The sequence below is a fragment of the Mesorhizobium sp. BAC0120 genome, from assembly GCF_033542235.1.
Classification (GTDB): Bacteria; Pseudomonadota; Alphaproteobacteria; order Rhizobiales; family Rhizobiaceae; genus JAWRCU01.
The window spans coordinates 90040-113722 of the sequence record NZ_JAWRCU010000008.1; the positions used below are offsets into that span (position 1 = coordinate 90040).

Sequence of the window (23683 nt, forward strand, 5' to 3'; positions counted from 1 at the left end):
GAATTCGGGGCTCAGGCCGTGAGCCCGATGTCGGCCGGACCCGGAAAATGACATGCCGCATGGTGCCCCGGCTCGATCTCCACGAGCGGTGGCGTCACCTCGGCACACTTCTCCTGTGCTTTGAAACAGCGGGTCCGGAATGGGCAACCCGACGGCGGGTTGATCGGGCTCGGCACATCCCCCTTCAGCAGGATCTGCCTACGTCCACGCTCGAGATCCGGGTCGGCGACCGGCACCGCCGACATCAGCGCCTGCGAATAGGGATGGAGCGGCTTCCTGTAGAGTTCTTCCGCCGGCGCGACCTCGACAAAGCGGCCAAGGTACATCACCGCGACCTTGTGGGAGATGTGGCGCACGACGGACAGATCATGCGCGATGAAGACGAACGCCGTCCGCATCTTCTCCTGTATTTCCTGGAGAAGATTCAGCACGCCCGCCTGGACCGACACGTCGAGCGCCGAGACAGGCTCGTCCAGGACGAGCACTTCCGGCTTCAATGCCAGGGCTCGGGCAATCACCACGCGCTGACGCTGACCGCCCGACAATTGGTGCGGATAGCGCCTGCCATGAGCTGCGCTGAGGCTCACGAGATCGAGCATCTCAAGCACCCGCTCTCGTCTTTGGGCACGGCTCATCGTCGATATGCGCAACGGTTCCGCGATACTGTCCTCGATCCGCATGCGCGGATGTAGCGATCCATACGGGTCCTGGAAGACGAGTTGAAGGTGACGACGCATCTTGCGCATCTGCTGAGGGCCGAGCGATACGATGTCGACCCCGTTGAAGCTCACGCTGCCGGATGTGGGCTCGATCAGCCGCAGCAGGCATCTGCCAAGTGTCGACTTGCCGCAACCGGATTCTCCGACCAATCCCAGCGTTTCACCGGGCCTGAGGTCGAAGGAGATGTCGGTCACGGCTTTCAGTTGCGCAACTTCCCGGCGAACCACAGTGCCGCCCATGACCGGGAAAGTCTTGCACAGATTGCGAACGGACAACGCAACGCTTTCGCCCGCCAGGATCTGATCGGCGCTTGGGGCTTCAGCCATGGCTGCGCTCTTTCGATTGCGCCGTACGGCTTGTATCGTCCCACGACGGCAAGCTCTCGGCGAAGTGACACGAGGCGCGGTGACGCCCGAGTTCGACGGTCGGAGGCGATACCTTGCGGCAGACGTCCTGCGCAAAGCTGCAGCGCGGATGGAAGGCGCACCCCTCTGGCAGCGCGCCAAGCATGGGCGGTGCGCCGGGGATCGAATAGAGCTTTTCCTTCGATGCCGTCAGCTTGGGGATCGAGGCGATCAGGCCGCGCGTGTAGGGATGACGAGGATTGGCGAAAAGCTCGCGTACCTCGGCTTCCTCGACGACCTGCCCCGCATATATGACGGCGACCCGGTCCGCGTGCCCGGCGACCACACCCAGGTCATGAGTGATCAGGATGAGCGCAAGCCCCATCTTTTCCTTGAGGTCGCGCAGCATGGTCATGATCTGGGCTTGCACGGTGACGTCGAGCGCTGTCGTCGGTTCGTCCGCAACCAGGAGTTCGGGATTATTGGCGACCGCCATGGCGATCATCACGCGCTGACGCATGCCGCCGGAAAACTCATGCGGGTATTGGTTGATCCGCCGGTCCGGCTGCGGGATGGCCACCAGTTGCAACAGCTCGAGCACGCGCTCGGTGGCCTTCGCCTTGCTCATGTTCTTGTTGTGGAGCAGAAGGGCTTCGCGGATCTGGTCGCCGACAGTCATCACCGGATTGAGCGACGAAAGCGGGTCCTGAAAGATCATGCTGATCTCCGAACCGCGCAGGGAGCGCATTTCGCGGCGAGGCCGGCCTATGAGTTCCTGGCCCTTGAAGACGACGGATCCGCTGACGACGGCATTTCGCGCCTGCAGCCCGAGCGATGCGAGCATGCCGAGCGACTTGCCTGACCCCGACTCCCCGACAATGCCGAGAACTTCCCCCTTGGACAACTCGACACTGAGGCCGCGGACAGCCGGCAAGACTCGATTCTGCGCCGAGAAACCGACCTTGAGATCGCGGATGCGCAGCAAGGGCTCGCCATCGGGGTTTGGGCCACTGGGGTTTGAATTGGCGATGTCGGCCGCGCTCATTTGGACGACCTCGGATCAAAGTAGTCGCGCAGGCCGTCACCGATGAAGTTGAATCCCAGGACCACCGTCAGGATGGCCATGCCCGGCCCGAACGCGATCCACCAGCTGTAGAAGAACGTCGCGCCGTCGGAGATCATCGCGCCCCACTCAGGGGTAGGTGGAGTGGCGCCGAGCCCGATAAAGCTCAGCGATGCGGCAAGAAGGATCGCCTGTCCGAGGTCCATCGTGGCGCTGATGAGAATAGGGGTCCAGCAAAGCGGTAGTATGTGCTTGGTGAGAATGCGGAAGTGACCTGCTCCGGCCGCGACCGCAGCCTCGACATGTTCGCGCTCGCGCACCTCGAGGACTTGAGCACGCATGAGCCGGGCATAAACCGGCCACCACACCACGACCATCGCGATCGCCGCGTTTCGTAGTCCTGGCCCGAGCGAGGCCGCGACAGCCATCGCCAGCAGGATCGGCGGAAATGAAAGGGTGATATCGACCAACCGCATGATGGCGGCACCGATGATGCCGCCCTTGTAACCGGAAATCGCCCCAGCGGCGGATCCGATCACCACGGCGCTGACCACGACCAGAAGCGCTATCGGCAGCGAATGCTGTGCACCGTGGATCGTGCGTGAGAGAACGTCACGGCCGAGGGCGTCGGTTCCCAGCAGGTAGGTTGCATTCGGGGCCTGCAGCCGCCTGCCTGCAATGGTGAGCGGATCGTGAGGGGCAAGCCATGTCGGAAACAGGGTGGCGATCAGCCAGATGAGGACGACTAGGCCGCCGACCACGAAGGCCGGTGAAGCCCATTCCGGTAAGCTCAGGCGCCTCGATGAAGCTCGATCGGAAGACAATGGCAGCTCTTTCAGTTCAGGCGCACGCGCGGATTGGCCAGAACGTAGGCGATATCCGTGAGAAGGTTGGTGATGAGGAACATCGTGCCGCCGACGATGGTCACGCCGATGATTGCCGGGAAATCGAGTGAACGCGCAGCGGTCACGGCATAGCTGCCCATTCCCGGCCAGGCAAAGACGGCCTCGGTGAGAACCGCGCCGGTAATGAGATAGGCAAACGAGTAGCTGATCACGGTCAGCACGGGGACCAGAATATTGCGGAAGCCGTGGCGCAGCACCACACGGATCTCCCCTGCTCCTTTCGCCCGCGCGGTCAGGATGAACTCGCGCTCCATCACCTCCAGCATGTTGGCGCGAACAAGCCGCGATATCGTCCCGGCTACGGTCCAGCCCAGGACGATCGAAGGCAGCACGAGATGGGCAAGCGCGTCCCTGAATGCAGTCATGTTGCCCGCGAGCAGGGAGTCGATTGTCATGAAGCCGGTCACAATCGGCGGCGGAGATAGCCTGGGATCAATCCGGCCTGGTCCAGGCAGTATCTGATACTTGACTGAAAAGACGAAAAGCAGCGCGAGGCCCAACCAGAAAATCGGCACGGAGGAGCCGAAAAGCGAGAATATGCGAGCGCTCTGATCGACCGCAGTATCGCGATAGTAGGCGGCAAGAAGACCAAAAACGATGCCGATCACGCTGCCGATTATCATCGCCGAGATGACCAGTTCGAACGTGGCGGGCAGCCGCGCAACAAGGTCGGCAGACACCGGGCGGCGCGTGACGAAGGACGTGCCCATATCCCCCTTCAGAAGGTTGCCGACATAGATCAGGTACCGCTCCGGCAAAGGTCGATCGAGTCCCCAACGTTGCCGGGCGGCGGCGACGATTTCCGGATTGTTCATCTGCTGTTCGCTGACGACGGCTGTGAGCGGATCACCCTTGGTGATTGCGGTAAGCAGAAACGCCATTGTGACGATGCCCAGCAAAATGAAGGGCATCGCAATGCTGCGCCTCAGGATTTGATTCAGCATCGGCGGTCTCTTGGTTCACACCTGCGCTTGAGCGAAAGTGCGGCGATATTGACAAGGCTGAAAACACCAGTCAATAGAAATGAAATTAAGTTCCAAATTCGTGCACAGCCTGTCGAGCTTGGTTTGCGCTTGACAGAATGGGATCCCGACGGGCCCGGATGGGTCTGACAAAAGTCGCTACGCGCTGTTGGGAGGCAGCATGAGAAAACGCAATAAACCGATTGTGGCGCCGTCGGAAGAAGAGCCGGGCCAACACGCCTCCGCCCTGGTGCGCGGCTTGCAGATCTTGCGTGCTTTCACTCCTGGAGACGTTTCGCTGGGCAACCAGGAATTGATCGAGCGAACAGGCCTGCCTAAAGCCACCATATCGCGGCTGACCTACACTTTGCTCGGTCTGGGCTATTTGATCTACGACCCCCTGCTCGGCCGATACAGGATCGGTCCGGCCACTGTTTCGTTGGGCTATTCAGGCCTGAGCAGCAACGCGGTGGTCTATATGGCAAAGCCGCTCATGCAGACATTGGCTTTCGAAACCGGCGTCGCGGTGGCCATGGGCATGCGGGACGGACTGGAAATGGTCTACGTCGCGAATTGCAGGCCGGAAACGCCCGTCACGCTCAGGCTGAACGTCGGCTCGCGCCTGCCGATATGGCAGACCTCGATGGGCCTCGCCTATCTCGCGGCGATGGAGCAATCCCTGCGCGAGCGGGTCGTCCGCCGGCTGCTCGAAACCAATCCCGACACAAAGGACAAGATCCTGCGCGCCATCGACAGCGGCCTCGAAAGCTATGCGAAGCACGGCTTCGTGGCATCGTTTGGAGACTGGTACAGCTATATCAACGCGGTGGGCATGCCTTTCAGGCCCTCAGATGGTTCCCCGCTGGTCGCCATCACCTGCGGCGGCATCAAAGATCTTGCGCCCGTCGAAGCCTGTATCTCGAGTTTTGTCCCGAAGCTCAAATTGCTGCTCGACGAACTCCAGAATCGGCTGACCGGCGCCGTTCTGCCGCCAATGGACGAACAGACAGCAGCAGTGGCTCTGCAGCAGGCTGCCAACGAAGGATAGTTTCATGGCCACTGCAGTCATCTTTCCGAAAGTCAGCCTGGAAACCGACGCCGGCACTATCTCGCGCTGGTTGAAGGAAAACGGCGCGAATGTGGGCCAGGGAGAAGCCCTGTTCGAGATCGACGGCGACAAGGCGTCGGTTGAGGTCGAAGCTCCGACCTCCGGCGTAGTAGCGCATGTCCGGAAAGCCGGCGAAGAAGTCCGGGTCGGCGAAGTCGTTGCCCAAATCTTGCAGAATGGCGAGCAGCTTGAAGTCCCAAGCAAGCCGGTCGCCAACCAGGCGCCACCGGCCAATCCCGCCAGCGGCAGGACCGATCCTGCGCCGCGGAGCACATCTCCGGCGCGTATCGTTGCCACGCCGCTCGCTAGGCGCATCGCGGCGGACAAGCAGATCGATCTGCGCGGTATCCGCGGCTCCGGGCCAAGAGGGCGAATTCAAAAGCGTGACGTGGTCGACCGATCGGTGTCGGCCACGCTCTCTTCCTTGCCTGCACCAGAGACCCATTTGAACGCGGTCTGGCTACAGAAGGAGGGCCCGGGCACACTCATCGCCCTGCACGGCTTCGCATCCGACAGCAACGCATGGCGGGGACTGCTGGCTGCCGGCCGGCCGCGAGCACGAATGTTGGCTGTCGATTTGCCTGGCCACGGACGATCGCCAAGGACTATCCCCGAAGATCTCGACGCGATCTGCGCCATGGTTGAGCAGCGACTGGCATTCGAAGGCGTCGACGAGGCCACTTTCGTCGGACATTCCTTTGGCGCGGCCGTGGTGACGAGACTCGCCAGTCGCGGCCTCGTCAGGGTCAACTCGCTGCTGCTGATATCACCTGCGGGGCTCGGTCCCGAAATCCGCCACCAGTTCATTAGCGGCTTTGTCGCGGCCAAACAGCCTTCGAGCCTCTTGCCTTGGCTGCATGAGCTCGTGTTCGACCCCAGCCTTATCTCCGAGGCGTTCGTCCGCAGCGTGGTGGAGCAGCGCAAGGATGACGGGCTGTCGCGCGCGCTGGCCAGTCTGGCCGAACGCTATTTCTGCGACGGCACGCAGACCTTTTCGATCCGACCCGACCTCGAGCGGCTCCGCATCCCCGTCCGCATCATCTTCGGTCTCCAGGACCGGATCATCCCCAGTGCCCACTGCCATTCCCTGCCCGGCCGTGTGGGCCTCCACGCTTTCCGGCAATGCGGTCACATGCCGTACCTCGAGCAGCCGGAGCTCACTCTTTCTCTTGTCAATGAGATGTTGGCGTTGGGCCGCTCCGACAATTGATCGCCTTCCGCGATCGGGCATGGCCACCACCTCAATGAGCCTGGGCTCGACTCTTCGGAGGCTGAACACGCAGCCCTCCGCCCAAGCAGCATCGCAAGCATCCTACGTGAGGCAACTCCATGGCCCTTGAAGCAGATCTCTTCGAACAGCTTCGCGACACCATTCGACGCTTCGTCCAGGAGCGCCTGGTTCCCCTTGAAGCCGATGTCGCCCGTCTCGACAGGATACCCGACGAGACCAGGCAGGAAATGCGCGAGCTCGGGCTGTTCGGGCTTTCGATACCACAGGAATATGGCGGCCTCGGCCTCAACATGGAGGAAGAGGCCCGCATCGCCTTCGAACTAGGGCATACCTCTCCAGCGTTCCGGTCGGCGTTCGGCACGAACAACGGCATCGGTTCGCAGGGCCTGGTCATGGATGGCACTGAAGCCCAGAAGTCCGCTTATCTTCCAAGATTGGCGACGGGCGAGATGATCAGCTCTTTTGCCCTGACGGAGCCGGAGGCCGGTTCCGATGCAGGCTCGTTGCGCACAACCGCACGACGCGGTGGCGACGAGTACGTGCTCAACGGCACGAAGCGCTTTATCACCAACGCGCCCTACGCTGATCTGTTTACCGTTTTCGCCCGGACCGAGACCGGTCAAAAACCCGGCGGCGCCGTCACGGCGTTCCTGGTCGAAAGAGGGGCACCCGGCCTTTCGCTCGGCAAGATCGACAAGAAGATGGGACAGGCCGGTTCGCACACCTGCGACGTAATTTTCGAAGATTGCCGCGTGCCGGCCACGGCGGTCTTGGGCGGCTGCGAGGGCCGGGGTTTCAAGACGGCCATGAAGGTCCTGGACAGAGGCAGGCTGCATATTTCTGCCTTCTGTGTCGGCATGGCCGAACGCCTCATCAAGGACAGCCTTGCCTACGCCATGCAGCGAAAGCAGTTCGGGCAGCCGATTGCTGAATTTCAGCTGATACAGGCCATGCTCGCGGATAGCCGGGCCGAAGCCTATGCCGCCAAATGCATGGTGCTTGAGACGGCGCGATCGAAAGATCGAAATGAAAGCGTCTCCACCGAGGCCGCCTGCTGCAAGATGTTTGCCAGTGAGATGGTCGGCCGAGTCGCGGATCGGGCGGTCCAGATCCACGGCGGAGCAGGATACATGGAGGAATATGGCATCGAACGTGCCTACCGCGATGTGCGACTGTTCCGGATTTACGAGGGGACGACGCAAATCCAGCAGATCCTGATCGCCAAGAACATGATCAAGGAGGCCGCCGCCGCGGCTTAGAGCATCGGGCCGACCACATGCACTCTTCGATTCAACAATGTGCTGGCTTCAATGAATCGGCCGTGTGCACCCATCCCCAATTGTTGATAATCGAATTTCTTTCATTATCATGACCGCTACCTTCCCAATTCAATGATCGAGCTTTCCGTGAACGCGCATTCCGAAATCAACGCGACCGACCTGGCCTACCACCTGCACTCTCAAACCAACCCCCAGGCGCTGTCGCGTGAGGGGGCCTATGTCGTGGTCAAGGGCGACGGCACGCATGTCATCGATGAAAACGGCAAACGCTACATCGACGCCATGGCTGGGCTCTGGTGCGCCTCGCTTGGTTTCAGCAATGAGCGACTGGGAAGAGCGGCCGCGACGCAGTACGAAGAACTCGGCTACTACCACAGCTTCTATGGACGGACGAACCCGAAGGCGGCGAGTCTGAGCAAGAAGCTGGTCGAGTTGAGCGGCATGCCAGGCGGCAAGGCTTTCTTTGTGACCTCGGGCTCCGAAGCCAATGAGACGATGGTCAAGCTCGCCTGGCTCTATCATGCTTCACGCGGCAAGCCGACCAAGCGCAAGATCATCGCGCGAGACCGCGCCTTCCACGGGTCGACCATAGTGGCGGGATCCATGTGCGGGCTCGAGATGATGCACAGGGAGTTCGGGCTTCCCCTGCCCGGCTTCATTCACACGCTGTGCCCCAACAATTATCGCGTCAAGCTGCCGGGCGAGAGCGAGGCGGAATTCGTCGCCCGCCTGGCGAGCGAACTCGAGCGGATGATCCTTCGGGAAGGTCCGGACACGATCGCTGCTTTCATTGCCGAGCCGGTCATTGCCGGCGGTGGCATCATTCCGCCGCCCGCAGGCTATTTTGAAGCCGTACAGAAGGTCCTCGTAAAATACGATATCCTATGCCTCGACGATGAAGTCGTCTGCGGTTTCGGCCGCACCGGCAACTGGTTCGGATGCGAGACTGTTGGCATGACGCCGGACATGATGTCACTCGCCAAGGGCATTACCTCGTCTTACTTCCCGCTTGCCGCGGTAGTGGTCTCGCCAAGAATCCTTGAAGCCGTCGAGCGCTATAATGAAGGTGGCACCTCTTTCGGCCACGGGTTCACCAACGCGGCTCACCCTGTCGGCGCAGCCGTCGCGGCGGAAACGATCGCCATTTACGAAGAGCTCGATATCGTCACCCATGTCCGCAAGATCGGCGCGCTTCTGCAGCACGTGCTCACCGACATAAGCAAGGGCTCGCCAATCGTCGGGAATGTTCGTGGAGTGGGGCTCATGTATGGGGTCGAACTGGTCGAAGATCCATCGACCGGGACGCCCTTCGCGCCGGCGCGTCAGATCGGAGCTCATCTTGCTGCCAGCGCCTATCAGCATGGCCTGGTGGTTCGCGCTATGCGCGACACGGTCGGCTTCTGCCCGCCATTGATAATCGACGAGCGTGACGTGGAAGAGATCGGCTCCAAGATGGAGAAGGCTCTTCGCGAAACAGAGAAGGCCGTCCAGGCAAAGTCCATCTGAAAAGAGCCGAGGCGCGCCGGTAGCTCCCGCATTCCGGCGGCCGCGGTTTATTGGCCGGCAACAAACATCACGCAGTCTCCATCTGATGCCAGTCCGGCCATCTGCCTTCACCAACGTCTATGTCTGCGCCTTCGCAGCCTATGCATGCTTCTCGATCTCCGACGCGTTCACCAAGGCCCTGCACGGGCCTTTGAACGTTTTCGAGATTGGATTTTTTGAGAACGTCTTCGCTTCCGCCGTTCTTTTGGCCACGCGTCACGAAAACGAACGCTGGGTCGAGTTCTGGAGAATGAAACGGCCCTGGCCCGTTCACTTCCGTGCCTTGTGCGGCGTGTCGTCCAGCCTTTGCGCCATCTTTGCCTTTACGACAATTCCGCTCGTCGACACTTACTCGCTGATCTTTCTTGCCCCGTTCTTTGTCACTGTGATGTCCGTCCTGGTCCTGAAGGAACAGGTCGGGTTCTGGCGCTGGCTCGCCGTGTTGCTCGGATTTGCCGGCGTCCTGCTGGCGGTCAAGCCCGGCTTCCAAACGTTCCAGCTTGGACATTTCGCTGCGGTGATCACCGGGCTCTCCACCGGCACGTCGATCATAATCATGCGAAGCCTTGGCTCGACGGCCAAGAAGACAAGCATACTCGGAACGCTGTTTCTCTATCTCGTCGTCATCAATGGCGTCGGCATGCTGCTGCGCGGCTTCACCATGCCGGCCTCGCACGATCTGCTCCTGATGGCGCTGTCAGGCGTCTGTGTAGGTCTCGGCCAATGGGCGTTCGTGAGCGCCGCGCGCTATGGAAATGCGAACCAGATCGCGCCGGTCGCCTACTCGCAACTCGGCTGGGCGATGCTCTTCGGCATCATCATATTCCATGAATATCCCGACCTGCTGGCGGTGATCGGAGTGGGTATTATCGCCGGCGCCGGACTGCTGACGGTCATGCGCGAACGTATCCGTCGGGTCAAACCCGCCAATCCGCCAGGTATCCGCTGAAGTCCTGATAGAGCGGCAGCCCGGATTCATCCGGGCGTCAGCCGCTCTAAGGGCTCCTCATTTTCTCCAGCGCCTGCGAAAACACATCCTCCGCACCGATCTTTCCCGGTTTGAGGAAGAGCGAAATGCGCCTGTCGTCACGCGAAATGCAGGAGCCGGCGCCGAGTTCATCGAACGGAAGCACCTGCATGCTTTGGATGCCGAGCGCCAGAACAACCGCACCCGCGGATTCACCTCCCGACACGACGAACTTGCGAACGCCTCTTTCCGCCAGTCCTTTGGCAATTCCGGCCAGGATCGCTTCAGCCTTGCGAGCCGCCCCCATCACGCCGAATATGGATTGCGCCCGCGTGACGGAAGGCGGATCGGCCGCCACAGAAAACCCGATCGCCCGTCCGGCATCGAGGTGTCTGTCCGCCCATTCCAGGGATCTTCCCGTCAATACGTCGTCAGCCGCCTCGCAAATGTCGATATCAAGAACCGGGTTTCTCAGGGCGAAGTGATCGCGCTGGCGCAGCGTGACGTCGCTGCAGCTCCCGACCAGAACCGCCTCCCCGCCCTGCCCGCGAACCGGCCTGGGCCGATCGTGCGGACCGCGTGCTGCACCTTCCTTTTTCCATTGCGAAGCCAGCTCGATCGCCAAGGCATCCGCGCCCGTGGTGACACGGTCATGCCGGAAGATTGCCGCGCCAAGCGCGACATCGTCATTGTCGACGCAGTCCATAAGGAAATAGCGAACGCCAGTATCCTGCTGGTCCCGCACATAGTCGCGCGCGAACTCGGAGCCGCGATGAAGGACGCGATGCGGCAGAAGCCCGACCTTCTCGGCGGTCTGGCGTTGCAGCACCCGCGCCATGTCCGGATCGTCCATGGGTGTGATCGGATCGAACCGTTTGATCGATTCCGAAATCAGGCGGTCCTTGTAGAACATATAGCCTTCATGCACATAATTGCGAAGGTCGGGATAGCCGGGGCCGAAAACCAGACGCAGCTGCTCATACTTCTTGATCAGAAGGTCGGCACAAGGCCCGATGTTCCCTTCATCCGTGGAATCGAAGGTCGAACAGTATTTGTAGAAAATGTGTTGCGTACCGATGGCGTCGAGCGCGCTCGTCAAGGAATCGAGCGTGGCAACTGCTTGGGCCGAGGGTATGAAGCGCAGACGAGTGGCGACGACCAAGACCTCCTGGTCGCCCACGGTCGGCAGGATGTCTGGGTCGCAGACATAAAGAGCGGGAATGCCGATCCTTTCGAGGTTGCTGGCCACGAAAAGTCCGCCGGTAAAATCGTCGGCAATAACGGCGAACCTGACACTCATGCAGCCGCCAGCTCCTCTCCAGCGTCATCAATAACTAGCCGCGGACGCAAGCCGACTTTGTCGGCTCGCGGCCCGCAGCCGATGCCGTCATTCGGCTTGCAGATGGGTGACGAATTTGGTGTTCAGGTAAGGCTCCAGGGCATCGGCACCACCTTCCGTGCCATAGCCGGAATCGTTGATCCCTCCGAAAGGAACCTCCGGCAGCGCCAGGCCAAGATGGTTGATCGAGAGCATGCCGGACCGCACGCGGCTGCTCATCTTGGCCGCGCTGTCGGCCGAGCGAGTGAATGCGTAGGCTGCCAGGCCGTAGTTGAGCCGGTTGGCTTCATCGATCGCCTCGTCAAGTCCGTCGACGGGAACCATCAGGGCGACAGGCCCGAAGGGCTCCTCGTTCATGATCCGGGCGGTCTTCGGAACCCGGGAAAGAACTGTCGGCTCGAAGAAATAGCCGGCATTGCCCATCCTCTTGCCGCCGGTCGTCACCTCCGCGCCGGCCTGAACGGCGTCCTGCACGAGGGCACCCACAGCCTCGACACGCCGCTCGCTGACCAAGGGGCCCATGGTCGTGCCGTCGACAAGCCCGTCACCTACCTTGATTGCCTTGGCCGCCGTCGTGAAGACTTCGACAAACTGGTCATAAACGCCCTGGTCGACGAGAAAGCGGGTCGGCGACACACAGACCTGGCCCGCGTTTCGGAACTTCGAGCCCGCCATGATCTTTGCCGCACGTTCGACGTCCGCATCCGGCAGCACGATTACCGGGGAATGACCGCCGAGCTCCATGGTGGACCGCTTCATATGCTGCCCCGCCAGCGAGGCCAGCTGCTTGCCGACAGCGGTCGACCCGGTGAACGATATCTTCTTAATGACCGGGTGCGGTATGAGGTAGGAGGAAATCTCGGCCGGTACGCCATAGACCAGGTTGACGACTCCCGCCGGCAGACCGGCGTCGACGAATGCCCTGACGAGCTCGGCAGGGGATCCCGGCGTTTCTTCCGGTCCCTTGATGATGAGGGAACATCCGGTGGCCAGCGCCGCCGACAGTTTTCTCACGACCTGGTTGAGCGGAAAATTCCATGGCGTGAAGGCGGCGACCGGCCCGACCGGCTCCTTGACTTCGATCTGGCTGACGCCTCCTGCACGCGCTGGAATGACCCGCCCGTAAGTGCGACGTCCTTCTTCGGCAAACCAATCGATCAGATCCGCCGCAGACAGTGTTTCCATCCTTGCCTCGACCAGCGGTTTGCCCTGCTCGCTGGTCATGATGCGCGCTATGGCGTCGGCACGCTCGCGAAGAATAGCGGCAGCTGCGCGCATCAGCTTGTAGCGCTCGAACGCCGACGTCCTGCTCCAGATTTCGAAGCCGTTTTCCGCCGCCGCCAGCGCCTCGTCGAGATCCGCGATTTCGGCGTGAGCGAGCTTGCCCAGAACCGTCTCGTTGGCCGGGTTGATGATTGGCAGTGTCTTGCCCGACGCGGCCGCCTTCCACTCACCATTGATGTGCAGGAGCACGTGTTCGGGGTATGACATTCCACAAATCTCCTTGTGTTGCCGCCTCAGGCGGCCTTCTGCATTCGGCCTGCTGTATCGGCTCGTCAGACCAGCAATCTCGATGTGGGCGTTTGATATGACATGCTGGGGCCGTTTGCTACGCCTATAGTCGATTTTCTTGGCACTTCCGACTACCGAGAGTGATGCAGCCTGAGGCCTGGTTCGTGCCAGTCCAACGCGACAAGCCTGGCGTGATGCGAGAGCGTGGCAAAGCATGTCCGCATGTCGCCGCCACCGAAACACAGGTTGGTCACCAGCAGATCCGGCACCGGGTGGACGATGCATTGGCTGCCGAGCCCTCTGAATTCCAGGATGGCGCAGAGGTCCAGCGCCGCGGCACAGACCGCGCCTGAGTCGGTCACTGCGAGCCCATCGAAGCGCGTCAGCCCTCCAGGACTGGCGAAAAGCGTTCCTCCCGCGGGAGATGGCCAGGGAGATTTACGAACCCGCCCTGGTCCGTCGATGGTCCACGACCATATGCGCCCGGTATAGGTTTCGGCGACGTAAAGCGTCCGCCCGTCGGGAGACAGGGCGATGCCGTTCGGCGAGATCAGCCCAGATATGACTTCTCGGATCTCCGATCCATCGCTGGCGGCCCAGTAGACGGCGCCCAGATCCATATCTCGCTGCCGGCGCTTGCCCATGTCGGTGAACCAGAAACCGCCTCCGGCATCGAAGACCAGGTCATTCGGTCCCCGCAAAGGATGCTCGCCACAGCGGTCGTAGAGGCGTTCAACCCGCCCACTTCCAAGGTCGACGACATCTATGCTTCCAGTTTCGTAGCTCGCGCGCTGGGGCCCGCTGCGCAGCCGGCCGTCCTGCACGTCTATCCATTCGACGCCACCGTGATTACAGACATAGACCCTTCCGTCGGGTCCGAGAGCCGCACCGTTCGGCCCGCCCGGTATTTGGGCAACGACCGAAACCTCCCCGGCGGTGGACACTCTCTTCAAAGCTTCGTCCGCTATGTCGACCAGAATGATCGAGCCGTCGGACATGGCGACCGGGCCCTCGGGATAGACGAGCTCGTCAGTGACGACCCTCATCGAGCTTCAACCTGATTGAAAGAAGCAGGCGTCGTGCTGGTATCGAGATCCGCGAATTGGCGGACGAAGAGATCGCTGTCCACATTTCGGCCGCTGAGCACGACCGCGAAAGTCCGCCCCTCTGTCCTTTTCCTGTCGGCCAATAGCGCGCCCAGCGCGAGCGCGCCGCTTGGCTCCGTCACCAGACCGAATTCCTCGAATGCCGCACGCATGCCGCGTCTCGCATCATCGTCGCTCGCCGAGATGATGCCCGCCAGCCGCCTTCTGTTGATCTCGAAAGTGAACTCGCCTGGGGTCAGCGACAGCAATGCGTCGCAGATGGTTTCTCCAGATGCCTGTACCGCGACGCGATCGCCGCGGGCCAGACTCTGCGCGGTGTCGTCATAACCCTGTGGCTCTACGCCCCAGACCTCCGTCACCGGCGACAACGCGCCGAGCGCAAGCGCACTGCCCGCGATCAACCCTCCCCCGGAACAGGCGGCGGCGAACCCGTGAAGCGAGATGTTCGACGCGGCGGCCTCCTTCGCGACCTCGTAGGCAACCGTTGCAGCCCCGGCGACGACATGAGGGTCGTCGAATGCCGGGATGTAGACAAGCCCTTCCTCGCGGCACCAACGGCTGATAAGATCGCCTCGATCGGCAGTTCGACGATCATACGCGACCACCTGAGCTCCAAGCGCGCGCGTCTGCTCGAGCTTGTTGGCCGGCGCGTCCTGGGGCATCAGCACGACCGTCCGACGCGCCCCGGTGGCCCTTGCGGCCCAGGCAACCGCGCGTCCATGATTGCCGGAAGACAAGGCAAGCACGCCTCGCGCCAGCTCATCAGGCGACAGCTGAGCGATACGGTTCCATGCACCACGAATCTTGAAGCTGCCGGTTGGCTGTAGAGTCTCGACCTTGACCAGCAGGCGGCCGCCAACACGGCTGTTCAGCCGCTCGCTCTCCATGAGGGGCAGGCTGCACAACACCGGGACAAGCCTTCTGGCGGCGTCCTGGATGGCTGCAATGTCTGGAACGTTACCTCCGGCCATGGCGATGCAAGTCTCCTGGGTAGGTGTTTGGGCGCGCGGATGCCCATTGAAGTTGCCAACTAGACGGGCCGCTGAACGCATGTGGGGCGACTGCTCTGCTCCTGCTTCGCCTAGCCGGCAGTTGGATCAGTGCCGTTTGAGCTGGCGCTCCGCCAGCATTGCCGCACCGATCTGTTCATTCTTTCCAACCAGCTCGAAAAGCCGCCGCGGATTTGCGCCGATCGCTTTGACAACCCTGCCTCGAGCCGCCGGAATGCATACCTCTGTCTTCTTGTCCTTTATGGCCTTCAGGACGATTGCGGCGATCTCTTCCGGGGTCGCAGGCGCGCGGGAGAAGGCAGCGGCCACGCCCTTCTCGGCTTCCCGTTCCAGCATCGCCGTTTCGGTGGCGCCGGGATGAATAATGGTAAAGTCGATCGGCGATCCGCGCTCTTCCAGCGCCAGTCCGAAATGCATCGCTCGCAGCGCGTGTTTCGACGCGGCATAGCTGACCAGGCCCGGCAAGGTCAGAAAGGAGGTCATGGAACAAACGGTCGCAATATGGCCGGAACCGAGTTTGCGGAAGTACGGGATCACGGCAAGGCTTCCGAGCATCGGCCCAAGCGCGTTCACCTTGAAAGTATGCTCGTGCAACTCCAGCGCCACTTCCCCGGCAAAGCCGGGATGAACCACGCCCGCATTGTTGACGAGAACATCCAGGCGACCGAAGTGATCGCAAGTCGCCTGGATCGCCGCTGTCCACCGCGCTTCCGAAGTTATGTCCAGGTCGAGCGGTAGCGCTGCCTCGCCAAGCGATCCTGCCAGCCGTTGCGCAGCCGCGACGTCTATGTCGGCGATCGCCACCTTGTGCCCCTGGCGGATAGCAAGACTCGCAATCGCCGCGCCGATGCCGTTTGCAGCACCTGTCACGAGCATAATTTTCGGAGCGCGATTTCCCATTGCCACACCAGTTTCTCGATTTTATTTTGCCAATAGTGGAAGCTGTTTCGATTTGAAGATTGTCACATGACGTAGCCCCCACACAAGTGGCTCGAGAACGACGGATTGGCCGGGCCTCATCTGACCCGGCAAGTTGATGACTTCGTAGGAATGGCGCAAACATGCCTGAGATTCTGGACATCGCTGCCTTGCCATCTCTGGCAGACGCAGGCTTCACGGGCGGTCGCGATAACTTCAGGGCGTTTTGCAGAACCATTTTCCGTGCCGACGAGCCGCGTTTTCTGCGGACCGATCAGAACCACCTTGTGGTTTTTCGCCATGAAGACCTGCAAGCTTTTGGGACGGCGCCGGAAATCGGCAACCTGCCGATTGGCAAATTGTATCCCACTAGATTTGCTCAGGACGGGAGCACGGAGCGCCCGCCAGGTTCGGATATCGCGGACGTAATTTCCAGCCAGGTCTTTACATTCAACCCTCCCCTGCATGGCCCCGCCCGGCAGATGTTGATCAATTGGCTTGGGCCGAAGCAGATGGCCGTGCTTGAGACGGTTGCCCGCCAAACAGCTCAGGAGTTGGTCGACCAGTTTCAGGATTGCAGCGAACTGGATTTCCCGTCGGCTATAGCCGAGAGAATGACCACCTCCTTCTGGAGCTCACTGCTTCATCTGACGGAAGATGAGAGCCGCGCCATCGGCAAGTGCTCCCAGGAGATGACGAGGCTTTTCCATCTCAACCGCAGCTCGGAGGACGTGCAGGCACTCGACATTGCATTTGCCGAATACGCTCGGATCCTGGAGACCGCGGCTGCGAGAAGATTGAAATGCAACGACAGCGCACTCACCGAGATAGCCGACAAACTTTCCGCGCTGAGGTTTGACGATCCGTTCGAGGTGGGCGTCGCGCCAAAATCGGTCGGCGAAATGCTAGCCGGCAATCTTGTGGACGGCTTCCACACCGCGGCACTTGCGTCGGCCAACGCGTTTCACGTTCTAACCAATCATCCATCCGCCATTTCGGAGATCCGTGAATCGCCCCAGCTTGCGGCGCGAGCAATCGCGGAAGCCCTTCGGCTGGAGCCGCCCATCATCTTGCTCAAACGATATGCACTCAAGGATTTCACCTACAAGGACAAGACGATACCGGCGGGAAGCATCATTACGATGCTTTGGGCAGCGGGCAATCATGATCCCTCGGTTTTCCCGGAACCTGAACGCTTTGATATCCACCGGCTGCACGCAGGGCTGACGACCTTCGGCAAGGGTATCCACATTTGCCCTGGCAGACATGTCGGGGTGATGCTGATCCGGGTATTGTTGGAAACCTTGTTGGACAACGGTATCGAGTTTGTGCACGCCGACGCACCCACTCAATGGATTCCGCAGCACATGCTAAATCAGATCAAAGCGATGCCGATGGTCGTGAAGCGGCGCTAGCAGAAGTGATCTTCGCGGGACCAAGGATCAGGTCCCGGCACTGCGCTTGAGCTTGATCTGGTCGTGCAGCACGATATCCGCATTCTCGAACGGACCCGTGCCGATCCTTAGCGCAGCTAAGGCCATTGACCTAGAATCGGGCGTTTTGACTGGCAGGGGCAACAGGGCTCGAACCTGTGACCTGCGGTTTTGGAGACCGCCGCTCTACCAACTGAGCTATACCCCTAGTGGCCCTGAGGCAGGCAGCTTCCTAAGGGCTTCCGCGCGTTATGTAAAGAGCGCCGTAACAGATGCAAGCTGCTGCAACGTCGGTTGTCCACCGAACCGTCGACGTCCCTTCAGTGGGCGAGGTCCGCCGTCGTGATCAGGCGGCAGTTACCCGGCCGAGAAGCCGATTTGCAGATCGTGGGAGCTGTGAGTTCGTCAGCCGCCTCCAAGCCGGTCGTCAAGCCGAGCTTCAACATCCCAGCTGGTTCGAGTTGCAGGTGTTTCGAGTACATTGTGGACTGCATTATCACGAAGAACTGGCGGCTGATCGCCATCTCGTCGAGGAAGTCGGCGACGCGCCGCTCGAGACCCATTGAATGGACAGTCAAAATGGCGCGGGGGCCGACAAGGCGCCTGATACCGCCGGCAAGCACAAGCGAACACGCCGACCTGCACTCGGCATCGACGTCGACCGTAGTCCCCTGGAATGTCCCGTCGGCGGCGGCGCATCCCTCCTGCTGCGGCGTACATCCGGCAAATTGCGTACGTGCAACTGCGACATCGAGCTTGTGCTCGCGAATCAGCCTGCCGACAGCCAGAGCGCCAAGCAGGTCGCCCCCTGGTGAGCTGACAAGCAGGGGCAGCCTCCGGTCGCCGATCTCCTCAAGAAGCTTTCTCAGCCTCTCCGGCGTTTCGCCGGTGACGATGCCTTCCGCAGAAATCCACTCCGGGCAATCGGGATCGCAGAGGGGACCACTGCCGCGAACGACGGCGAAACGCATGGGCCCTGCCTGCGTCGCTGCGGCGGAGCTGGTTTTGGCCGGCGTGGTCTCGGTCCGTTTGATGCCGGTCTGCTCGGCGGGAGCCGGCCTAGTATCAGAAAATTTGATCCCGCCTGGCTTGGCTGCGGGCTCGCTCGTGGCGGCAGCTTCGGCAACCGGAATTTCCCGACAGCTTTCCGGCAGGGGCTGTGCCTTGCAGATCGACGGCCTGGTCAGCACGTCAACCTGATCAAGACTGGTGATCAGGTTCAGGGCAAGCATTTCACCCTGATTGAGTTGCAGAATGTCTGATGCCGCGGTCCTGTTGATCGGCTCGAGCAGATCGGTGCTTACGCCCATATCGGTCAGATAGGCGGTGATCTTGCGGCGCAGGTCCTTGCCCATTTTCGTGGTGGTGTAGGACCCGGCATTCTTGCGGCTGACGATCTTCTTGGTCACGACTTTCTTGCCGTCCACGATGCGGGTCGTCGTGCGGTAGACAACCTTCTGCTGAGTGACGACAGTTGTCACCTGGTGGACGCCGAGTTGCGCCCAGGATCCGACGAGCCTCCTGGCGCCGCCGGCAAGCACCAGCGGACAAGCCGAGTAGCAATAAGCGAAACCGGCTGCGGCCATTCCCCTGTAACCGCCGGACTTGGCGGCCGCGCAGCCTTTTTGGCGGGGAGCGCACGAGGCGAAGACGGTGTAGCCGACGGCGACATCCAGCCCCCTGGCGCGGATTATTCGGCCCATCTTCAAGGCCGCATCGATGCTTCCGCCGGGCGACTGTATGATCACCGGCAATCTGCGCGTGCCGACCGTTTTTAGGAACTTTTCAAAGCGGGACGCCGTATCGACGGTGATTTTTCCCTCGGCCGATATCCATTCCGGGCAATTCGGCTCGCAAATCGGGCTGCTGCCGCGCACGACGGCAAATTGCATGGATATGTCGGGTTCGGGCGACTGCTTCTTCTTCGCCGCATCAGCAATGGCCGGTGAAAAGAAACAAACAAGTATTAGCAGCGCTGGCACCAACCAGACGCGCAGTTTCCCCGACCTCGCGCATCCATTGCGCTGCAATGAGTTTGCCTCCGCCCAGCTCTATTAGGCATCGCGCAGAGGTAGCCGCAAGCAATTTCATTCCGTCAACAAGAAAGGCAGCCCCGTGGGGCTGCCTTTCTTGAACAAGTATTGCGGAAATTCCGCTGGTCCAGATTTACTGGACGATGCTGGCGACGATGCCGGAGCCGACGGTACGGCCGCCCTCGCGGATAGCGAAGCGCAGACGCTCCTCCATCGCGATCGGCACGATCAGCTCGACGTCGATCGACACGTTGTCGCCCGGCATCACCATTTCCGTGCCCTCCGGCAGCTGCACCACACCGGTCACGTCCGTCGTGCGGAAGTAGAACTGCGGACGGTAGTTGGTGAAGAACGGCGTGTGGCGCCCGCCCTCCTCCTTGGTCAGGATGTAGACCTCGGCCTTGAACTTGGTGTGCGGCGTCACCGAGCCCGGCTTGGCAAGCACCTGGCCGCGCTCCACGCCCTCGCGGTCGACACCGCGCAGCAGCGCGCCGATGTTGTCGCCGGCCTGGCCCTGGTCGAGCAGCTTGCGGAACATCTCGACGCCCGTCACCGTCGTCTTCGAGGTCGGCTTGATGCCGATGATCTCGATTTCGTCGCCGACCTTCACAATGCCGCGCTCCACGCGCCCCGTCACCACCGTGCCGCGGCCCGAGATCGAGAACACGTCCTCGATCGGCATCAGGAACGGCTTGTCGATCGGACGCTCAGGGGTGGGGATGTAGCGGTCCACCTCTTCCATCAGCTTGCGGATCGCGTTCTCGCCGATTTCCTTGTTGCTGTCCTCGAGGGCGGCAACCGCCGAGCCCTTCACGATCGGAATGTCGTCGCCGGGGAACTCGTATTTCGACAACAGCTCGCGCACCTCGAGCTCGACCAGCTCCAGAAGCTCCGGGTCGTCGACGAGGTCGACCTTGTTCAGGAACACCACGATCGACGGCACGCCGACCTGGCGGGCCAGAAGGATGTGCTCGCGCGTCTGCGGCATCGGGCCGTCGGCCGCCGACACAACCAGGATCGCGCCGTCCATCTGCGCCGCGCCGGTGATCATGTTCTTCACGTAGTCGGCGTGGCCGGGGCAGTCGACATGTGCGTAGTGGCGCACCGCCGTCTCATATTCCACATGCGCCGTCGAGATCGTGATGCCGCGCGCCTTCTCCTCCGGCGCCGCGTCGATCTGGTCGTATGGCTTGTACTCGCCGAAGAACTTCGTGATCGCCGCCGTCAAGCTCGTCTTGCCATGGTCGACATGCCCGATCGTCCCGATGTTCACATGCGGCTTGTTGCGCTCAAATTTACCCTTGGCCATTTCTCTTTCCTTGGACGCCTACGGTTCGGTTTCGGTTGCGCGCGCTTAGCGGCAAAGACCACAAAACACAAGGCCCTGTAGGGCAACCGGACCCTGCGGCTGCAACGACCGCGGAAGCCGACCATCCGCAGCGTTAGTTGAAGATGTGCCTCATATAGGAGAAACTTGGAGCGGGTGAAGGGAATCGAACCCTCGTATTCAGCTTGGAAGGCTGCTGCTCTACCATTGAGCTACACCCGCGCTTGGTGGGCCCTAGCTATGCGACGAAGGTCCCGCAGGTCAAGGGTCTACGAAGCTTAGGAAGCGCGGCGTCGAACTTGACGTGGCAGCCTGCGGGTTTCCAGTGATCGACGCCCGGGGCAAATTGGGCGGGTCCCGTTACCAGGACAGGGCGAGCGTGTTCTCTCCCGTCTGCCGAACATGCCCGCCGAAACGCCGGCACTCGCGATCCAGGGTCTTCTCGAGCCATAAGGCATCACGCGCAGAGGCCTCAACCAGCTGGAATTTCTTCAGCCGGAACGGCACCAGTTCCAGACCGAGCAGCCGACGGCTGTGATCATCGGTCTCCAGGAAATAGGCGACCGCGAGATCCGGGTGAAACTCTTCGTAGCCGCGGATGCCTTCGTAGTCATTTATGAAATCCCCGCACCCGTAAAGGACCGGCCGCCCGGCATAGACCTCGATGGCCAGCGGATGATGCGACGAATGCCCGTGGATGATGTCGACCCCGGCGCTGTCGATCAGATCATGGGCAAAGCTTCTATGTTCTGCCGGCACTTCGTAACCCCAGTTCGGCCCCCAGTGGATCGAGACGAGCACGAGATCGCCTGGCCGTCTGAACGCATCGATACCCCGTGCCACGCTTGCGACAGCCTGTTCACCGAAATCCGCAAGGAAGTTCACGCCCGCTCGCCGCTTGTCGGCAGCCCAATGAAGGGGAACACCGCTTGACGGTGAAGCAAGGGCAAAGACGAGGAGCCGGCTTCCCGAGATCTGTTCGAGAATAGCGGGCCGGGCAGCGGCCTCCGCATCCTTGCCCGCGCCCGCCGTCGCGATCCCGGCCCGCTGCAGCGCTGCCACTGTGCCTTCGAGGCCGTCCGATCCCCAGTCGGCAACGTGGTTGTTCGCTAGAACACAGCAGTCGATCTCCGCTGCGACAATGCATCCGACATTGTCGGGATGCATTCGATAGTTGATCCCCTTCGGCTCAGGCGTGCCGTCGGCCGTGATGCTGGTTTCGAGGTTGATGATCCTGAAATCCGGTTCGCGCCTGTCGATCTCGTCGAGCGCCTGGCCCCAGATGTAGTTGAACGGCACCTTCCGTGGAATCGTGCCCGACGCGCGTTCCGCCAGCTCGACATAGCCGAGAGCCGAGCGAATGTAACGCTCATGCAGGACCGGGTCGCATGGCCGCTGCATGATCTGATCGATCCCGCGACCTGTCATCACGTCCCCGCAGAGGAAAAGCCTCATCGCTCGCCGAGCCTTGTTCCAGGCCTGATGAACCGCGGCCGACGATCCATGCGGCACCTTTCGGAAGCCGCCGCCCGGCTGAAACCGATTGCGGCAGCCGACACTTGACCTTTGGACTTGCGCCCATATTTCCCGAGCAAGCCTTCCATATGCTGCGCTCCTTCGTCGGAGGAGAAGGCTCGCGCAGTTCAGTTTTTCTCCTCCAAATGCGCATCCCTCAGACCTCGAAACGCAGAAGAGGCTGTCATGGGCAGTTTGGCTATTCAGAATTTTTGGCGGGGTGCCAATGCCGACGAGCAGTCGACGGAGGCGCGCCCTCTACTGCTCCTTCGTCGCGAGGAAGCGGTGAGATGAGGCGCGGTCAAACAGGAGTGGACGCAAAGTGACCATCAATTCGCGGATTTTCGGACAGGCTGCCCTCCCGGCGGTTCTCTTCGGGGCTGTTGCAGCTTTCGGGCTGACCAGCACATCGCTCTCGCGTGCAGGGGAAGCTCAATCCCCGGGTTCGTTCGTCGAGAACTTCGACAAGCTCGACACATCCCGCTGGTATATTTCGGACGGCTGGACGAACGGCAAACACCAGAATTGCACCTGGTCCAAGCATCAGGTGAGTGTGAAGGACGGCGTGCTCAATCTGGGCTTCGCGAAGGAGCAAACCAAAGACAGGGCCTACGCCTGCTCGGAAATCCGGACCAAGCAACGCTACGGCTACGGGACCTACGAAGTACGGATGAAGACAGCCGCCGGACCAGGTCTCGACCTGAGCTTCTTCACCTATATCGGCGAGACAGACAAGCAGCCGCACGACGAGATCGATTTCGAGGTGCTCGGCAAAAATCCGTCGAAAGTCCAGCTCAACTACTTCACCGGCGGCAAGGGCGGTCACGAGCAGCTCGTAGAGGTTCCGGGTGGCGCGGACGCGGACTTCCACGACTACGCCTTCGTCTGGGAAAAAGACCGCATTCGCTGGTACATCGACGGCAAGCTTGTCCGCACTGTCGACAATCCGGGCGGACTGCCCAGTCACCCCTCGAACATTTTCATGAACGTATGGGGCAGCGACACCCTGAGCGGTTGGCTGGGACGATTCGCCGAACCGAGCGAACCTCTCAAGTTGCAGATCGAGCGTGTCGCCTTTACGGCACCTGGCGATCATTGCCAGTTTCCGGAATCGATTGCTTGCAGCTTGGACTAAACTGAGTGGAGATCAGGTCTATGGCTTTGGCCGGCCAGACCAAACCGGAAGCAGCTGGTTCGCTGCTCACCTGTCTCAAACCTTCACAGGCTGACTCTACTTAAACTCGCCTCGCAAGGCCCGGGCCGGCAGTGGTGGAGGGGGTTGGATTCGAACCAACGTAGGCTGAGCCAACGGATTTACAGTCCGTCCCCTTTAACCACTCGGGCACCCCTCCATGACTGCCGCCG

Annotated in this window: 20 protein-coding genes and 3 tRNA genes; 8 read left to right on the forward strand and 15 right to left on the reverse strand. The window is 61.2% G+C overall.

Annotated features, from left to right (window positions below; all coding sequences use genetic code 11):
• Positions 1 to 11: 11 nt before the first annotated feature.
• Genes SAZ10_RS18960 through SAZ10_RS18975 form a run of 4 tightly spaced genes read right to left on the reverse strand, consistent with a single transcriptional unit; the run spans position 12 to position 3976 of the window.
• Positions 12 to 1046, reverse strand: coding sequence for an ABC transporter ATP-binding protein (locus SAZ10_RS18960; protein WP_318610920.1), 1035 nt, complete (start codon positions 1044 to 1046; stop codon positions 12 to 14).
• On the reverse strand, positions 1039 to 2109 hold the full coding sequence (locus SAZ10_RS18965) for an ABC transporter ATP-binding protein (RefSeq protein ID WP_318610921.1): 1071 nt from the start codon (positions 2107 to 2109) through the stop codon (positions 1039 to 1041). The genes SAZ10_RS18960 and SAZ10_RS18965 overlap by 8 nt, the downstream gene beginning before the upstream one ends.
• Positions 2106 to 2921, reverse strand: a complete 816-nt coding sequence (locus SAZ10_RS18970) for an ABC transporter permease (RefSeq protein ID WP_412535250.1) — start codon at positions 2919 to 2921, stop codon at positions 2106 to 2108. The genes SAZ10_RS18965 and SAZ10_RS18970 overlap by 4 nt, the downstream gene beginning before the upstream one ends.
• Positions 2922 to 2962: 41 nt before the next feature.
• Positions 2963 to 3976 carry an ABC transporter permease gene (locus SAZ10_RS18975; RefSeq protein WP_318610923.1) on the reverse strand — a complete coding sequence of 338 codons (1014 nt, stop codon included), beginning with the start codon at positions 3974 to 3976 and terminating at the stop codon, positions 2963 to 2965.
• 199 nt (positions 3977 to 4175) lie between these two features.
• Here SAZ10_RS18975 and SAZ10_RS18980 point away from each other — a divergent pair, with 199 nt between their 5' ends.
• The 5 genes from SAZ10_RS18980 to SAZ10_RS19000 all read left to right on the forward strand — a co-directional run bounded on the left by SAZ10_RS18980 (position 4176) and on the right by SAZ10_RS19000 (position 10107).
• Entirely contained in the window at positions 4176 to 5042 is an 867-nt protein-coding gene (locus tag SAZ10_RS18980) for an IclR family transcriptional regulator (RefSeq protein ID WP_318610924.1), read from the forward strand.
• Between the two features lie 4 nt (positions 5043 to 5046).
• Positions 5047 to 6312 carry an acetoin dehydrogenase dihydrolipoyllysine-residue acetyltransferase subunit gene (locus tag SAZ10_RS18985; RefSeq protein ID WP_318610925.1) on the forward strand — a complete coding sequence of 422 codons (1266 nt, stop codon included), beginning with the start codon at positions 5047 to 5049 and terminating at the stop codon, positions 6310 to 6312.
• 119 nt (positions 6313 to 6431) lie between these two features.
• Positions 6432 to 7592 carry an acyl-CoA dehydrogenase family protein gene (locus tag SAZ10_RS18990; RefSeq protein ID WP_318610926.1) on the forward strand — a complete coding sequence of 387 codons (1161 nt, stop codon included), beginning with the start codon at positions 6432 to 6434 and terminating at the stop codon, positions 7590 to 7592.
• A 147-nt stretch (positions 7593 to 7739) separates the two neighbouring features.
• On the forward strand, positions 7740 to 9119 hold the full coding sequence (locus SAZ10_RS18995; RefSeq protein ID WP_318610927.1) for an aminotransferase: 1380 nt from the start codon (positions 7740 to 7742) through the stop codon (positions 9117 to 9119).
• 85 nt (positions 9120 to 9204) lie between these two features.
• On the forward strand, positions 9205 to 10107 hold the full coding sequence (locus SAZ10_RS19000; RefSeq protein ID WP_318610928.1) for a DMT family transporter: 903 nt from the start codon (positions 9205 to 9207) through the stop codon (positions 10105 to 10107).
• A 46-nt stretch (positions 10108 to 10153) separates the two neighbouring features.
• Here SAZ10_RS19000 and SAZ10_RS19005 read toward each other — a convergent pair whose 3' ends face one another.
• The 5 genes from SAZ10_RS19005 to SAZ10_RS19025 form a co-directional block, all read right to left on the reverse strand.
• The gene (locus SAZ10_RS19005) at positions 10154 to 11425 is read right to left on the reverse strand and encodes a four-carbon acid sugar kinase family protein (protein ID WP_318610929.1); all 1272 of its coding nucleotides are present in this window, start codon (positions 11423 to 11425) and stop codon (positions 10154 to 10156) included.
• An 87-nt stretch (positions 11426 to 11512) separates the two neighbouring features.
• A complete protein-coding gene (locus SAZ10_RS19010) occupies positions 11513 to 12955 on the reverse strand; it encodes an NAD-dependent succinate-semialdehyde dehydrogenase (protein WP_318610930.1) in 1443 nt (480 codons plus the stop codon).
• A gap of 152 nt (positions 12956 to 13107) precedes the next feature.
• Complete coding sequence (locus SAZ10_RS19015; protein ID WP_318610931.1) at positions 13108 to 14022, reverse strand: SMP-30/gluconolactonase/LRE family protein; 915 nt, start codon at positions 14020 to 14022, stop codon at positions 13108 to 13110.
• Positions 14019 to 15053 (reverse strand): threonine/serine dehydratase, encoded by a 1035-nt coding sequence (locus SAZ10_RS19020; protein WP_318610932.1) that lies wholly within the window; start codon positions 15051 to 15053, stop codon positions 14019 to 14021. The genes SAZ10_RS19015 and SAZ10_RS19020 overlap by 4 nt, the downstream gene beginning before the upstream one ends.
• A gap of 126 nt (positions 15054 to 15179) precedes the next feature.
• Positions 15180 to 15962, reverse strand: coding sequence for an SDR family oxidoreductase (locus tag SAZ10_RS19025; protein WP_318610933.1), 783 nt, complete (start codon positions 15960 to 15962; stop codon positions 15180 to 15182).
• A 191-nt stretch (positions 15963 to 16153) separates the two neighbouring features.
• Here SAZ10_RS19025 and SAZ10_RS19030 point away from each other — a divergent pair, with 191 nt between their 5' ends.
• Positions 16154 to 17425, forward strand: a complete 1272-nt coding sequence (locus SAZ10_RS19030) for a cytochrome P450 (protein WP_318610934.1) — start codon at positions 16154 to 16156, stop codon at positions 17423 to 17425.
• Between the two features lie 150 nt (positions 17426 to 17575).
• Here the strand turns inward: SAZ10_RS19030 and SAZ10_RS19035 are convergent.
• Positions 17576 to 17651, reverse strand: a tRNA-Trp gene (locus SAZ10_RS19035).
• Positions 17652 to 17763: 112 nt separating this feature from the next.
• Entirely contained in the window at positions 17764 to 19191 is a 1428-nt protein-coding gene (locus tag SAZ10_RS19040; RefSeq protein WP_318610935.1) for a hypothetical protein, read from the reverse strand.
• Between SAZ10_RS19040 and SAZ10_RS19045 the strand changes: the two genes are divergently transcribed.
• Entirely contained in the window at positions 19184 to 19501 is a 318-nt protein-coding gene (locus SAZ10_RS19045) for a hypothetical protein (protein ID WP_318610936.1), read from the forward strand. The genes SAZ10_RS19040 and SAZ10_RS19045 overlap by 8 nt on opposite strands.
• A gap of 108 nt (positions 19502 to 19609) precedes the next feature.
• On the opposite strand, the gene tuf is transcribed toward SAZ10_RS19045, so the two are convergent.
• The 3 genes from tuf to SAZ10_RS19060 form a co-directional block, all read right to left on the reverse strand.
• The gene (tuf, locus tag SAZ10_RS19050) at positions 19610 to 20785 is read right to left on the reverse strand and encodes an elongation factor Tu (RefSeq protein WP_318610884.1); all 1176 of its coding nucleotides are present in this window, start codon (positions 20783 to 20785) and stop codon (positions 19610 to 19612) included.
• 166 nt (positions 20786 to 20951) lie between these two features.
• A tRNA-Gly gene (locus tag SAZ10_RS19055) sits at positions 20952 to 21025 on the reverse strand.
• Positions 21026 to 21163: 138 nt separating this feature from the next.
• Positions 21164 to 22258, reverse strand: coding sequence for a CapA family protein (locus tag SAZ10_RS19060; RefSeq protein ID WP_318610937.1), 1095 nt, complete (start codon positions 22256 to 22258; stop codon positions 21164 to 21166).
• A 382-nt stretch (positions 22259 to 22640) separates the two neighbouring features.
• Here SAZ10_RS19060 and SAZ10_RS19065 point away from each other — a divergent pair, with 382 nt between their 5' ends.
• Positions 22641 to 23453: a glycoside hydrolase family 16 protein gene (locus SAZ10_RS19065; RefSeq protein WP_318610938.1), complete on the forward strand. Its 813-nt coding sequence runs from the start codon at positions 22641 to 22643 to the stop codon at positions 23451 to 23453.
• Between the two features lie 132 nt (positions 23454 to 23585).
• Here the strand turns inward: SAZ10_RS19065 and SAZ10_RS19070 are convergent.
• Positions 23586 to 23670 (reverse strand) — tRNA-Tyr (locus SAZ10_RS19070).
• Positions 23671 to 23683 lie beyond the last annotated feature (13 nt).